The following is a 15469-nucleotide window of genomic DNA, read 5'->3' on the forward strand; positions in this document are numbered from 1 at the left end:
CATGATAAATATTCATACAACTTAAAATATTCGTCATTAAACGCACTAAACAGTGGATATTTCATAGAATAACAGCAAATGTAAATTGTTTCAGAGATTTTATGATTTATTTTCATAAAATTGATAATATACTGAAAAACCAATTGACAAATTTTCTGTATCCTATATAATACATTCATACAGTATCACTTATCTGTATCAATGTTTGACAACAAAAGGAGGAGAATTACCATGAAAAAATTAATGATTGCATTCGTTGCAGCGTTATTGGTTCTTACTGGTTGTGGATCACAAGGTTCATCCAGTACATTAACGGTTGCGGCCCCTGCTTCACAAAATGGTGACTTTGTGGAAGGGTTCGGATCGAATGCCTATGACCGATGGGCGACTAACTTAATGCACTTAGGTGCAAGCGTTTTCTATATTGATCGCGATACTTCAGAGATCAAGCCAAATCCTAACTTCGTAGAAAGCCATGAAGTTAAAGCAGACAGCGAAGGAAATAAAACTTATACCTTCAAAATCAAAGGTGGCAATAAATACTCTGATGGAACAGAAATCACAGCTAAAGACTACGTTATGGCTATGTTGTTCCGTTCACATCCAGCTTGGATGAAAGTTGCATCAATGGAAAGTACCGGAGATGAACTTTTAGGTTATAACGCATATAGCACAGGGGAATCAAAAGTTTTCGAAGGGGTTAAATTAATCGACGACAATACATTCTCATTAACAATCGATAAAGCAAACTTGCCATACTACTTTGAAGCAAGTAAAGCTGATATCTCACCTGAACCAATGCATGTTTGGTTTAAGGATGCTAAATTAAATGCTGAAGGAAACGCATTCGACAACACACCTGAAGAAATTCAAGCAGCTGTTGAATATGTTTCAACAACTGAACGATACAAACCAACTGTTGTAGTAGGTGCGTATAAGTTAGAAAGCTATGAAAATGGTACAACAATTCTTGTTAAAAATGATCAATATGTAGGAAACTACGAAGGTCAAAAACCAGAAGTTGAAAAAGTTGTAATCCGTCAAGTTGACTCAAACGTTACAGTACAAGCGATCGAAAAAGGTGAAGTTGATTTATCACCAGGAAACATTGAGGGTGAATACATCAATAAAGCAAAAGAACTTGAATTACAAACTGTTAACTATCCACGTAATGGATTTGGTAACATCACATTAAAAGCAAATAAAGGACCTACTCAATACAAAGAAGTACGTCAATCAATTGGTTACATGTTAAACCGTAACGAATTTGTTCAAAAAATTGCTGGTGGATACGGTTCTGTAGTTAATGGACCATTCGGATTATCACAATGGTTCTATAAAGATAACAAGGACAAGATTGAAAGTTCACTTATCGACTATACTTACAACATTACTAAAGCAAACGAATTACTAGATCAATCAATCTACAAATTCGAAAAAGATGGTGTTACACCATTTGATGCAAGTAAAGCAAGTAAAGATTATGCTCGTTATGATGCAGATGGAAATAAACTTGTTGTAAAACACTTTGGTTCTGAGAAGAACTCAGTAACAGATTTAATTGTATCTCAATTAGTTCCTGCAGCTGAAAAAGCTGGTATGGAATACTACATTGAACAAGGTGAATTTGCTACTTTAGGTGCATACATGCAAGGACGTGAAGAGAATGACTTTAATGCATTTAACCTTGCAACATCATTCACATCACTTTATGATCCATGGCAAAACCATTCAAAATATGTTGGAACAGGTTTAAACTGGAGTGATATTTCAGATCCAGAACTTGATGCAGCTATTGAAAAGGTACGTCGTATTGAACCAGGAAATCGTGAAGCTTATTCAGAAGCAGTTGTTGAATACTTCCAACTTTGGAATGACCTCTTGTTCCAAATCCCTCTCTACTCAAATCTATACCATGACATCGCGTCAAACCGTGTTAAAGGTTTAGAAAAAGTAACACCAGAGATGGACTGGTCAAAAACTATGGAATATATCTCAATCGAAGGATAATTTGAGTTATAATTGAATGTAAGTACTATAAGAAGTGTCAATCGGCACTTCTTATAGTCGTGTTAAAAGGAGAAAAACGATGTTTAAGTATATGATAAAACGGATTATGTCGTTGATTCCTGTTGTGATCATCATTTCAATCATGCTGTTTTCATTAGTGAAAATGATGCCTGGTGATCCCGTAATAGGAATGATAAACCCAGCGATCAAAGATCCAGAACAATACCAAAGGGCTTACGATGAGGCTGCAGAGCGCATCGGTCATAACAAGCCACTCCCAGAACAATATGTTCGTTGGGTAAAAAACACACTTTCGGGTGATTTAGGAATTTCAACTTCTAAAAATAAACCCGTAAAAGAGGTTATTGCAACACCTCTAAAAAATACAGTATTTCTTAATATAATTTCTACAACAATTGCGTTTGTTATTTCAATTATTGTAGGTATTAAATCAGCCGTGAATCGTGGCGGAAAATTTGATAAATTTTGGCAAGTCTTTTCACTTGTCGGAATGTCAATGCCAACATTGTTAATCTCGATCTTGTTAATTTACTTCTTTGCAATTAAATTAAGCATCTTCCCTACAGGTGGGATGCCACTTGCTGGAACTACAGGGATTGCATATGTGGGGCAATGGTTCCGTTATGCTGCCTTACCAATTATCACATTAACCATTGGTTCATTTGCATCGACAATTCGATATGTCAGAAATGCAATGATTGAAGTGTTAAACAGTGATTATATTCGTACTGCACGTGCCAAAGGGTTATCAGGAAAAGTCATTGTCTATTCGCATGCGTTTAGAAATGCTCTAATTCCAGTTGTAACGGTTCTTGCAGGTTCGATTGCTGGTATTTTTGGGGGTGCCGCAATTACTGAACAAATCTTCTCGTGGAACGGGATTGGAAACGTCTTGATTCAAGGAGTTGGTAGTCGTGACCTCATGCTTGTATTAGCGATGAACATGTTCTATGCAATCTTATCACTCGTTTCAAACATTGTTATGGATATTGGATACGCGATGGTTGACCCACGTGTTAAATTAGATTAGGGGATTTTGATATGGACAATAATAAGAAAAATTCATTTTGGTCAAATATCAAATCGATGTTTGCTAATCTATTTAAGAGTGGTGGACAACGACGCGAAGAACTTGAAGATTTAATCGCAGAAGATGTGGTTATCAGCCCATCAAAACAAATTGCGAGAAACTTTTTTGAAAACAAACTTGGAGTAACGGGACTTATTGGTTTTGTGTTAATTTTTGCGATTGTTTTTGGGACAACGACATTCAGACCGTATAACTCATACGAACATGAAACCGTATTAAATAACCTTGCTCCAGGAACGAAGTATTTAAATATTCCCAAGGAAATACAAGGGAAAAACATTGAGACAATTAGCAGTGGTACTTCCTATTCTGTTGCATTAGATGACGCAGGAAAAGTACATTTTTGGGGACAACGTCCTGATAAGAAATTTAAAGTTGATCAAATTGTCGAAAAGACGAAAAATAGTAAAATTAAATCACTAGCATCCGGAGATAAATTTGTTGTTGCAGTCACCGAAAACAATCAATTTATTGGTGTGGGTGAAAATACCTTCTCTCAAACAGAACTACCATTTGATGTCATGGAAGAACTTGGTAGTGACAACATTGTTAAAGTAGCAGCAGGGAAACGCTTTACTGCAATTGTTACAGATAAAGGAAAAATCTATACATGGGGTAGTGTTCTTGAGAACAACCTCGATAATATTCCCAAAAGTATCCAAGGTCGTGTTAAAGACATTGCCATTGGACAATTTAATATCATCGCTTTACTTGATGACGGATCATTAGTAGCATTCGGTCAAGGTGGTACTGAAGTTGGTGCTATCCCGACAGAATTAACAGATGGTTCTGTTAAAGTCACTCAAGTTGAGCTTACAAAAACATCAGCAATGGCTTTAGATGCTGATGGTAATGTTCATACATGGGGTTCACATGGTAAATTCCAAAGTGTTCCTGAACTTGATGGTAAAGTTGTTCAAATTTCATCAACATTAACATCCTTAAACGCACTTACTGAATCGGGTCACGTCTATGCTTGGGGTGAGGGCAAATTTAATTTAACAGATGTTCCAACATCAGTAACAAACGTTAAAAACAAACAAATTTTCTCAGATCACTTCCAATCATTTGCTGTGAGCGAAGATAATCAAATTAACGGTTGGGGAAATAAAGGATTTATCTTGGGAACCGATGACATGGGACGCTCAATTGGAGAACGCTTGCTTTACGGTGGTCGTATCTCATTAACCGTTGGAGCGATTTCAATGATTATTTCTACACTCATCGGTGTTCTTGTTGGTTTAATTGCTGGATTCTACGGTGGTTGGGTTGATAACTTATTAATGCGTATTGCTGAAGTTATTAGTGCTTTCCCATTCTTGCCGCTTGCAATTACCTTATCGGCTTTATTACCTTCATCAACAACACAATCACAACGTCTTGCGATGATTATGGTTATTTTGGGGGTTATCTCGTGGCCGGGTGTTGCACGTCTTGTACGTGGACAAATCCTAGCTGAACGTGAGAAAGATTTCGTTCTGGCCGCACGCGCTTTAGGATTAAAAGAAAAAACAATTATTATTCGCCATATCCTACCAAGTGTATTTAACTTTATTATTGTTAATATGACGCTTGGATATGCTTCCAGCTTGCTAACAGAAGCCGGACTCTCATATTTAGGATTTGGTGTTAAGCCACCTTCACCATCATGGGGTAATATGCTTAATGGTGTTGCAAATACAACAGTTATTGAAAATTACTGGTGGCAATGGCTTCTACCAGCACTCTGCGTTATGCTTACAGCCTTGTCTGTTAACTTAATGGGAGATGCACTTCGTGATGCTATGGATCCGAAGTCGAACCAGAAATAGGGGATGGTAGATAAAATGACAAATACAGTAAAATTAAAAAGTAAGGATGGGATTATATAATGGAAAATAAAGATAATCGCGTTCTCATTAAGGTTGAACACTTACAAAAATATTTCCCAATCAAAAAATCAAGTATTTTCCAACGTAAACAAGAATATGTAAAAGCGAACAAAGATATCTCAATTGAAATTTTTGAAGGCGAAACATTAGGACTTGTTGGAGAGTCAGGTTGTGGTAAATCCACGTTTGGTCGTACATTAATTCAATTGTACGATCAAACAGGTGGTGTATCACTTTATTATGGTGAAACAATTGAAGAAATGATGCCTGAGTACGTACGCGGAGTATACAAATCAATACCAAAAGTTTTTGGTAAACATGATGCGGAATACCAAGCGATTAAAGACCTTGAATCAAAAATTGAAGGAACATCAGGCGAAGAATTTATTGAACTTAATGAATCATTGCGTCTTTTAAAGATTGCATATGAGACAACTTACGGAAATATTTTCCGTCTTGCCGGTGGGCTTCTTGTTCATGATAATCTGAATGAAGTAAGCAATTTACTCCTCTCAAAATATCAAAAAGGGAGTGCTGTTGCGAAGTTACATAAAGAACTTGAAATGGAAACATTACGCAATACCATGCACGATAAAAAAGCGAATGGTAATGTCACAAGTTTAAAAGAAAAATTAGAACAAGCGCAAAAAGAGTTGAATGACGTTAATGTGGTTATTAACGAAATGAAGGCGAAATTATCATCTCATGATAATTTTGAAGAATATGAATCTTTACTTGATGATGGTATCGATTTATCATCATTAAATAAACAAGAGATGCGTTTCTTACGTAAGGATTTACAAATTATTTTCCAAGATCCATATTCATCACTTGATCCTCGTTTTACCGTAGGAAACATCATTGGAGAGGGGCTGATTGCTCATAAACTCTTCAAGGATGCAAACAGTGATGAATACAATGAATACATTATTGATATAATGGAAAAATGTGGACTTCAGAAAGAATTTATTCACCGTTATCCTCACCAATTTTCAGGTGGACAACGTCAACGTATTGGGATTGCACGTGCATTAGCACTTCGTCCTAAGTTTATCGTTTGTGATGAAGCGGTAAGTGCATTGGATGTTTCAATCCAATCACAAGTTATTAACTTACTTCAAGATCTGAAGGATGAACATAACCTAACATACCTCTTTATTACACATGACTTGGGTGTGGTTCGCTATATTAGTGACCGTATTGGTGTTATGTATTTTGGTAATTTGGTTGAACTTGCACCTGCTGAAGAAATCTTTAGCAATCCACAACATCCTTATACGAAACAATTGCTTGCAGCGATTCCTCGTATGGAAAAAGATGAAGCAGAAATTGCCGAACTCCTTAAAGTTGTTCCTAATGGCATTTTCGATTTCACATTTGAAGAAACGGGTGAAGCCGATAAAGATTGGTATGAAGTGGCACCAGATCACTTTGTAGCATGTCGTCTGCTCAATGCCGAAGCGAAGAACAAGAAAGGAGGTATGTAAGCATGGCTTTATTAGAAATTAAAAACCTACATACCTACTTCGATACAAAACGCGGGTTAGTAAAAGCTGTTAACGGTGTATCCTTCTCCGTTGATGAAGGACGTACACTGGGTATTGTTGGTGAATCAGGAAGTGGAAAGAGTCAGACAGCGATGTCAATCTTACAACTTTTTGAGTCAAACCAACGTATTTATGAGGGTGAAATTGTCTTTAATGGTGAAGTGCTCTCTGATTACACTGAGGAACAATTACGTAAAATTCGTGGAAATGATATTTCAATGATTTTCCAAGAACCAATGACAAGTCTAAACCCTGTCTTTACCGTTGAACGTCAAATCAGTGAAGTATTAATGCTTCACCAAGGAATGAGTAAACAAGAGGCAAGTCAACGTGCACTTGAGATGCTTGCATCTGTTAAAATTCCTCGCCCTGAAAAAGTATTAAAAAACTATCCTCACCAATTATCAGGTGGGATGAGTCAACGTGTTATGATTGCGATGGCACTTGCATGTAATCCTAAGCTTCTCATTGCGGATGAGCCTACAACAGCGCTTGACGTTATCATTCAAGCAGAGATTCTAAAACTTATGAATGATCTTAAAAATGATTACAACACCTCAATTCTCTTTATTACCCATGACCTTGGTGTTATCAGCCAAATGGCAGATGATGTTATTGTTATGTATGGTGGTAAGATTGTTGAAGCTGCACCAATTAAAGCAATCTTTACGGATGCAAAACATCCATATACAAAACGCTTATTAAATGCGTTCTTAAAAACCGATATTAGTGGACGTAAAGATCGTAAAGAAGTTGAGGCAGACCTCTATGCTTCTGAAAACGATGTTTATGATTTCCATAACTTTAAAACAAATGCAGTTGCAGATGTTGATTGGCATAATGTTGGCGAAAACCATTATGTTGCATGTAATTTAAAGAAATAGTTATGTTGAATAAACGAAAAAAGCGAAAATTACTAACTGAAGAAGAGATTCAAGAAAAGTTTAAAGGTGTTGAGTTTGAGAAAAATGATACGACAGCAATGATTATTGCTGCAATTGTCACACTCTTACCGGCATTACTCCTTGTTTTAGGATTAATTTATGGACTTTTATGGTTGATCTTCATTGGCTAAAGACACTAAGGAAGCCGTCTCTGGACGGCTTTCATTTATTTATCACAGTGTCTTTTTCTTTTTTGATATAATTAGTTAGTCGTTTAACTAAAGGAGAAGATTATGGAATCTGTATTATCAAAACTTTATCGTGCTTTAGAGCGAAAACATCGTAGTGTTGTTCAAACGTATCTTGATACCTTAGGACTCTATATTGGACAACCACGTTTTTTGTTTGAACTCTATCGAAATCCCGGAATGACCCAAAGAGAGTTAGCAGAGGCATTGGTGGTTACAAAGGAAACAGTGTCGATTGCAATCAAGCGTCTTGAACAAGGTGATTTTATTCGCCGGGAAATACCCGAAGATGATAAACGTTGTCGTCAGCTTTATCTAACCGATAAGGGAGAAGCAACAATCGTTGAGTTAAAGAAAAATTTTGATTCCATAAACAACTCAATGTTCCTAAACTTAAACCCAGAACAACAACTTCAGTTAGAAGCGTTACTTACAGAAATGATTAAAGGATTGGAGGCAAGAGAGACAAATGAAAACATTCTTTAAATATTTTAAACCTGAAATCCCAATCGCGTTATTGGGGATAATCTTTGTCGGTAGTGTGGCCTTCATCGAATTGTATCAAATTCAATTGATGGCGCAGATTATTGACGTAGGGATTGCGAATCAAGATTTTACAGTAATCCTAAATGTCGGACTCAAGATGGTGGGGTTAGCCTTGCTGGGTGCCGTGATTGCGATGCTTGGATTGATTTTTCCATCCCAAGCGTCCAATAATTTTGCGTTAAATTTACGTCGTGATATTTTTAAACGAGTCCAAACCTTTTCGTTAAAAAATATGTCACAATTTCAAACCGCATCTTTAGTGACACGACTTACCAATGATATTAACTTTTTACAGCGAACGATTATGATGTGCTTACGTCTTTTGGTTCGGGCACCTGTATTTCTTATTAGTACTGTTGTGATGACGTACATGATAAGTCCAGATTTATCACTTGTTATGTTGGGGGCAGTAATTGTTTTATCTCTCGTTCTTTTTTATGTAATCAAAGAAGGGTTTCCACGCTTTGTAAAGTTACAAGATAAAGTCGATAAGATGAATCGAAAAGTACAAGAATCCCTCATGAACATTCGTGTTATTAAGTCTTTTGTACGCGAGGATGAGGAATCACATAAATTCAAAGATGAAAACGGTGAGTTGTTTGATGCTTCCGTAAGTGCAATGAATTTAATGGTGGTCATGAATCCTGCATTAATGGGAGCCATTCATTTTGCCACCCTATTTATTGTGTGGATATCAAGTTTTCTTATTGTCGATCAAAACTTAATTAATATTGGAGATCTATTAGTTTTTATTAATTACCTACGTTTTACGATGTTCTCAATGATGATGATCACAAACGTTTTAATGATGATTTCACGATCAAAAGCATCCGTAATTCGTTTGAAAGAAGTATTGGAAACGGAACCGGATATTATCAATGCATCAATTTTAGATACGCTTCCGGAAAATCCAAGAGGAGATATACATTTTGATAATGTTTCATTCCGTTATTATGAAGATGCAAGTGATATTCTTACCAATATTAACTTCGCAATTAAACCCGGTGAGCACGTTGGAATTATTGGATCGACAGGTTCTGGGAAATCAACGTTAATTAACCTCATGGTTCGTTTGATTGATGTAACTGAAGGAACTATTTATCTCGATGGGAAAGATATTCGAACTCTTGATATAAAAGCGTTACGAAGTCAATTCGGCTTTGTTCCGCAAAAAAATGTTTTATTTACTGGAACGATTGAATCAAACCTAAAACTTGGAAATCCAAATGCAACACATGAAGATCTTGTGCGTGCAACAAAGGCTGCTTCAATCTATGACTTTATTATGGAACAAGAAGAAGGCTTTAAGGCCCCAATCCAACAAGGTGGGACCAATCTATCAGGAGGTCAACGACAACGCATGTGTATTGCACGGGCTCTTGTCGTAGAACCTAAAATTCTTGTGTTAGATGATAGTACCAGTGCATTGGATGCATCTACAGAACAACGCGTTAAAGAATCCGTTCAGAGTCTTTATGAAGATGTTACGGTAATTAGTATTGCGCAAAAAATTAGTTCTGTTTCCGACAGTGATATGATTTTAGTCATGGATGAAGGTCAAATTGTCGGACAAGGAACCCATACAGGCTTGTTGGAGTCCTGTAATGTATATCAAGAAATCTATGAGAGCCAACTACGAAAGGGGGATGAATAGCATGAGTGAACGTAAAGTTGTAATTGGTCATAAACCACGAAACCAACAAAAAACGCTAAAACGATTATTGGGATATTTAGGGCAAAATAGAGTACTGCTCATCATGGTTATAATCGCATCCATTATCTCTACCCTTGGCGGGCTTTATGGATCCTATTCGATTTCTCCGTTAATTAAAATTATTGAAAATGGGTTAAATGGAACGATTACCCGAGATTTGATGTTCCAACAGCTCTTTAGTAAACTTATTTTTCTTGCAATCATTTTCGCGATTGAGGTTTTAGCGATGCTTTTTTCAAACCGGATGATGGTGAAAATTTCGCAGCGTACGGTAGAAACAATCCGAAAAGATATGTTTGATCATGTATTGAAAATGGATGTTAAGTATCACGATCAAAATGCCCATGGGGATTTAATGAGTCGTTTTACAAACGACATTGACCTTGTAGGGGAAGGGTTAAACTCTGCAGCTGCGTCGATTGTGATCAATATCTTTACCTTATTGGGAACCATTGTTGTGATGTTTATCTTAAGTCCAACACTCTCTCTTGTGACTTTGATAATTCTTCCGCTTCTTTCAATTATGGCGAATGCGATTGTGAAGCGAAGTCGTATTTACTCAAAACGCCAACAACGTTCTTTGGGAACCTTAAACGGGTATATTGAAGAGTCAATGGAAGGTCAGATGGTTATGCAACTTTTTAATCATGAAACAGAGGCAGAGAAAGATTTCCAAGTCCTAAATCAAGATTACCGGAAGAATTCTCAAAAAGCCCAAATCACCTCAATCATGATGTTTCCATTAATGCAAAATGTGAATACGATAAGTTATGCAATCATTGGGATTGTAGGGGGATATCTTGCAATTAATCATGGATTAAGTATTGGAGACTTGGGTGCTTATGTAAATATGACACGTACTCAAGGAAAACCCATTAATGAAATTTCCAGCCAATTCACAACACTTCAATCTGCAATTGCTTCCGCAGAACGAATCTTTGAATTATTGGACTGGAGTTTGGAATCTGAAAATGAGACCGATTTGATTCTGGATGAGGTTGAAGGATCGGTTCGATTTGAAAATGTAACATTTGGTTATAATCCCGGGGTTCCTGTTTTAAAAGATGTTTCGTTTTGGGCGAAACCGGGACAAAAAATTGCTTTTGTAGGGTCTACCGGAGCAGGGAAAACAACGATCACAAACCTTATTTCGCGATTTTATGACATTGACGCAGGCACAATCTTAATTGACGAAAAACCCTTGGATCGCATAAATCGTTACAGTTTACGAAAACATATTGCGATGGTACTTCAGGACACTCATTTGTTCAGTGGTACTGTTATGGAAAATATTCGCTATGGAAACCTTGAAGCAAGTGATGAGGCGTGTATTGAAGCTGCGAAGTTGGCGAATGCTGATCACTTCATTCGCCAACTTAAACATGGCTATCAAACCGTTCTTGGAGGCGATGGGGATGATTTATCACAAGGGCAGATGCAATTACTCAATATTGCACGTGCAGCCGTAGCCAATCCTGAAATTCTTATTCTTGATGAAGCCACCTCTTCCATTGATACCCGTACGGAACGTATGGTTGAAAAAGGGATGGACTCAATTATGGAAGGACGTACTACATTTGTGATTGCGCACCGTCTATCAACAGTTCGGAATGCGGATGCAATTATTGTCTTGGAACACGGTGAAATCATTGAACGTGGAAGTCATGATGATTTGATACAATTAGGCGGACGATATGCTTCATTGTATTCAGGTCAATCACAGTTATCTTAGAGTAGCATAATGCTACTCTTTTTCGTGTTATAATAAAAGGAAGGGGGGCATTATCATGGTAAATGTAGAATATATTAATAATGCGGGTTATGTTGTGGAAACAGAAAAAGCAATCTATATTTTTGATTATGTGGAGGGACTGTTACCGTCTCGATATTTGTATAGTGAAAAAGAAACATTCTTTTTTGTGACAAGTCGCCATCGTAATCACTATAATGATGCAATATACAGCTATGGGAAGACGGTTATCTTATCTTCGGATATTTTAGTTTCGCCTTATCGTAATGTATTTATGATGGAGCCGGGTGATGAAATTCACTTGGGATTTGCGAAAGTGCGTACATATGAAAGTACGGGTGGTGGAGTGTGTTACTTAATTCAAGAAGGTGACTTAAAAATCTTACATGCAGGCTCTTTGAATAATTGGCATTGGGATGATACCTTTACCGTTGCGGAATCACGCTTTGAAACACATCGCTTTCATGAAATCCTCCACAATATTGCGGACTTTGCGCCCATTGACCTCATGATGTTTACGCTTGAACCTTCAATGGGGAAAAATTTTGATCGTGGTGCCCGTGAAGCGCTGGATTTACTTCAACCACTTTGCTTTTTTCCGATTAAAACCAAACATGATGATTCACGCTTTTTCAAATGGGCGGCTTCCCGTCCAATCACTACATGTTATGAACCAAAGCATGATAATCAAATATTTAGACATGTAATTTAGAAAGTTGGTCTCAAATGGCATTTATTTTTGATTTAGATGGAACGTTATTAGATTCAATTGATGATTTAGGAAATAATTTAAATACAGTACTGCAACGTCATGGGCTTCCCACATATGATCGCACCCAATACAAAAAATTTGTTGGAAATGGGATGAAAAAACTTGTTGAACGGGCTTTACCAAGTGATTACGAAGGATTTGAAAGAATCCTTGAAGAATACCTTGATGAGTACAGTCATCACTACACGGAGGCATCCGTTCCTTATGATAAGGTGTGTGAAACGTTAAAAACGCTCAATCAGCGTAACATTCCAATCGCAATTTGTACAAATAAGAAACAAGAGTATACAGATGGTATTGTGAAACATTACTATGGAGATATTGATTTTGTTGCGACGATTGGTGATAGCTTTGATGGCAAGCATAAACCCAATCCATACTACCCATTAACGATTGCTTCAAAAATGGCGATCGACCCTTCTCTAATTTATTTTGTAGGGGACAGTGATGTGGATATGAAGACAGCAAAAAATGCGGGTATGATACCTGTAGGCGTGTCATGGGGCTTTCGTAGTGTTGAAGAACTTCGAGAACATGGTGCTCAATATATTATTGACTCAATTGAAGACGTTCTAAGTTTGCCACGTCTTACAAAATAACTTTGTGTATAAAAGCACCACAAATCACAAACGATTTACGGTGCTTTTTATTTTGTGACATGAGTTCCGTTTTTTAGAACAAATCATTCCCATTATAGAGTCTTTGTGAAATATTTGGTAAATTTAACTTATAGAATGCTTGATTCATTGTTGCACTTTGCATAAAATATTAGTAGAGAACTTACGATTTTAAAAAGGATGGTATCACAATGAAATATGTAGAAGTTAAGCATTTTGAAATGAAAAAAGGAACTGGTCGTGATTTTGCCGAGAATTTTTATAATCGTACGGTAGTTAAAGATTTTCCAGGGTTTGTAAGTATTCGTGTAGGATTGAACGAATCATGCCATAGTTATGATTGTGTAGATGTATCGTTTGTTTGGGAAAATGAAGATGCTTATACAAACTTTAAGCGAAGCGATGTACATAAAGAAATTCATCGAACACGTAAACCAAATCCAAATATGATAAAGCATTCATCATATCGCTACGATATGATTCATGAAGACTAAACACTGAGAAATCAGTGTTTTTTTATAAAGTAATAAAAAAGCAAGATGCTCAAAGAAACTTGGTGTATGAAATATAAACAGAATAAATAACGCAACATTGAAATAGAATCGGTGAGTTATACCCATAAATAGTGTTTAATTGCGGTTCTTTTTCACAGGGTCATCTTTATATATTGAGTAGATATGATAAACTAATATTAATGACTGAAAGGGAAATTATATGAAAAACGAAAAAGATTTAATCTATATTTGTGGACATCGTCATCCAGATACGGATTCAATTGTATCGTCAATTGCATATGCTCATTTAAAAAACATTCTTGGTGCTCCAGCAGTGCCATGTCGTTTGGGTGAACTGAGTGATGAGACCAGCTATCTTCTCGATCGCTTTGGTTTTGAAACGCCAACACTCCTTAAAGATGCACGAGCAACGCTTGATGAAATTGAAATGGATGATGCGGTTAAGATTCATTTGGATACCTCCATTAAGGAAGCAATGGAAATTATTTCAGATAAAAGACAAACACTTGCGGTGGTTGATGATCGGGATCAACTTATTGGGCTTGTGACCAGTTCAAATCTTGCGCATATCGCGATGGGGGATACGAAACATTCAATCGCACTCTTAAAGAAAACCCCTATGTGTAATATTGCGCAGGCGATCGACGGTGAATTAATTTATGAACCCAAACATTTTCATTTTAATGGAAAAACAAGCATTATTGCGATTTCCAAGACGAAATTGGATAATTATGAATTAACAGACCGTTTGGTGATCATTGGGAATGATACGGAGTCACAATTAACGGCTATACGTAAAGGTGCTTCGTGTATCGTGACGGTATGGACGGATGAGATTGAGGAATCTGTGTTATCGCTTGCGAAACTTCATGATTGTGGGATTATTCGATCAACACATGGAACGATGAATACATCGCGTTATTTACTCTTTGCACCAAGTGTTCGGGAAGTCATGTCAACAGACTTGGTAACATTTAATTGGAATGAATTTGTGGATGATGTTGGAAAGCGCATGCTTAAAACACGTTATCGTGCCTATCCAGTATTGGATGATCAAAATAAGATTTATGGTTTTGTTTCACGTTATCATATTCTCAATTCATCCAGTAAAAAAATGATTCTTGTGGACCACAATGAGGCTTCACAGAGCGTTGATGGGATCCAACAAGCAGAAATACTCGAAATCATTGATCATCACCGTATTGGCGATTTACGAACCGTTAAACCAATATATTTCAGAAATGAGATTATCGGTTCAACTGCGTCGATCATCACAAAGATGTATCTGGAGCATGGTGTTGAAATTCCCAAAGATATTGCATCTTTACTGCTCTCAGCATTGATATCCGATACGTTAAACTTAAAATCACCAACAACAACGCCTAAAGATTTTGAGATTGCACAGATTCTTCAAGATCGTTCCGGGCTTGATCGTAATGAATTTGCACGCGATATGTATGAAGTCACATCCGGTCTAAAAAATAAACCGTATGAAGACATCATTAACCAAGATATTAAGAAATTCTACATCTCTCAAAAAGAGGTTATGGTATCACAATTGGTCATTTACCATTTTGATGAATTGGATGATATCTTAGATTCATTTGAAGAAGTAATGGAACAGTTTGTAGTTCAACATCATCTTGATTTATTGGTTGTCGTCTTTACCAGTGTAGAAGATAATGGATCCATTATTGTCGCTTCAGGAAGTCTAAAAGAAGCTGTCTTGGATGCATTCCCAAATAAAGATGGTGAAGCACGTACGTTCTTACAAGATGTTGTTTCAAGAAAGAATCAAATTATTCCACGTTTGTCTGCAGCAATCTCGCAGTACTTAGGAACAGGAATGTAAACATAAAAAAACTTCTTAGCACTTTAAGAAGT

At 36.8% G+C, this 15469-nt stretch carries 13 protein-coding genes; all 13 read left to right on the forward strand.

Going from position 1 to position 15469, the window contains the following annotated elements:
- Positions 1 to 231: 231 nt before the first annotated feature.
- A complete protein-coding gene (locus AAG186_RS02310) occupies positions 232 to 2010 on the forward strand; it encodes an ABC transporter substrate-binding protein (protein ID WP_161636694.1) in 1779 nt (592 codons plus the stop codon).
- A 79-nt stretch (positions 2011 to 2089) separates the two neighbouring features.
- A complete protein-coding gene (locus AAG186_RS02315) occupies positions 2090 to 3061 on the forward strand; it encodes an ABC transporter permease (RefSeq protein WP_161636693.1) in 972 nt (323 codons plus the stop codon).
- Between the two features lie 11 nt (positions 3062 to 3072).
- A complete protein-coding gene (locus tag AAG186_RS02320) occupies positions 3073 to 4932 on the forward strand; it encodes an ABC transporter permease subunit (RefSeq protein WP_342621915.1) in 1860 nt (619 codons plus the stop codon).
- 59 nt (positions 4933 to 4991) lie between these two features.
- Positions 4992 to 6479: an oligopeptide/dipeptide ABC transporter ATP-binding protein gene (locus tag AAG186_RS02325; RefSeq protein WP_125164782.1), complete on the forward strand. Its 1488-nt coding sequence runs from the start codon at positions 4992 to 4994 to the stop codon at positions 6477 to 6479.
- Positions 6480 to 6481: 2 nt separating this feature from the next.
- The gene (locus AAG186_RS02330; RefSeq protein WP_161636691.1) at positions 6482 to 7423 is read left to right on the forward strand and encodes an ABC transporter ATP-binding protein; all 942 of its coding nucleotides are present in this window, start codon (positions 6482 to 6484) and stop codon (positions 7421 to 7423) included.
- 2 nt (positions 7424 to 7425) lie between these two features.
- Positions 7426 to 7614: a hypothetical protein gene (locus AAG186_RS02335; protein WP_125164780.1), complete on the forward strand. Its 189-nt coding sequence runs from the start codon at positions 7426 to 7428 to the stop codon at positions 7612 to 7614.
- 102 nt (positions 7615 to 7716) lie between these two features.
- Complete coding sequence (locus tag AAG186_RS02340) at positions 7717 to 8157, forward strand: MarR family transcriptional regulator (protein ID WP_161636690.1); 441 nt, start codon at positions 7717 to 7719, stop codon at positions 8155 to 8157.
- Positions 8141 to 9871 (forward strand): ABC transporter ATP-binding protein, encoded by a 1731-nt coding sequence (locus tag AAG186_RS02345; protein WP_342621916.1) that lies wholly within the window; start codon positions 8141 to 8143, stop codon positions 9869 to 9871. The genes AAG186_RS02340 and AAG186_RS02345 overlap by 17 nt, the downstream gene beginning before the upstream one ends.
- 1 nt (position 9872) lies before the next feature.
- Positions 9873 to 11663 carry an ABC transporter ATP-binding protein gene (locus tag AAG186_RS02350; RefSeq protein ID WP_342621917.1) on the forward strand — a complete coding sequence of 597 codons (1791 nt, stop codon included), beginning with the start codon at positions 9873 to 9875 and terminating at the stop codon, positions 11661 to 11663.
- 55 nt (positions 11664 to 11718) lie between these two features.
- Positions 11719 to 12393, forward strand: coding sequence for a metal-dependent hydrolase (locus AAG186_RS02355; RefSeq protein ID WP_202605988.1), 675 nt, complete (start codon positions 11719 to 11721; stop codon positions 12391 to 12393).
- A 14-nt stretch (positions 12394 to 12407) separates the two neighbouring features.
- Positions 12408 to 13052 carry an HAD family hydrolase gene (locus AAG186_RS02360; RefSeq protein ID WP_125164775.1) on the forward strand — a complete coding sequence of 215 codons (645 nt, stop codon included), beginning with the start codon at positions 12408 to 12410 and terminating at the stop codon, positions 13050 to 13052.
- A 209-nt stretch (positions 13053 to 13261) separates the two neighbouring features.
- Positions 13262 to 13564, forward strand: coding sequence for an antibiotic biosynthesis monooxygenase (locus tag AAG186_RS02365; protein ID WP_161636686.1), 303 nt, complete (start codon positions 13262 to 13264; stop codon positions 13562 to 13564).
- 220 nt (positions 13565 to 13784) lie between these two features.
- On the forward strand, positions 13785 to 15437 hold the full coding sequence (locus tag AAG186_RS02370) for a putative manganese-dependent inorganic diphosphatase (protein WP_161636685.1): 1653 nt from the start codon (positions 13785 to 13787) through the stop codon (positions 15435 to 15437).
- The last annotated feature ends 32 nt before the right edge of the window (positions 15438 to 15469 follow it).

It is taken from the genome of Erysipelothrix sp. P66, from assembly GCF_038682365.1.
Classification (GTDB): Bacteria; Bacillota_I; Bacilli_A; order Erysipelotrichales; family Erysipelotrichaceae; genus Erysipelothrix; species Erysipelothrix piscisicarius.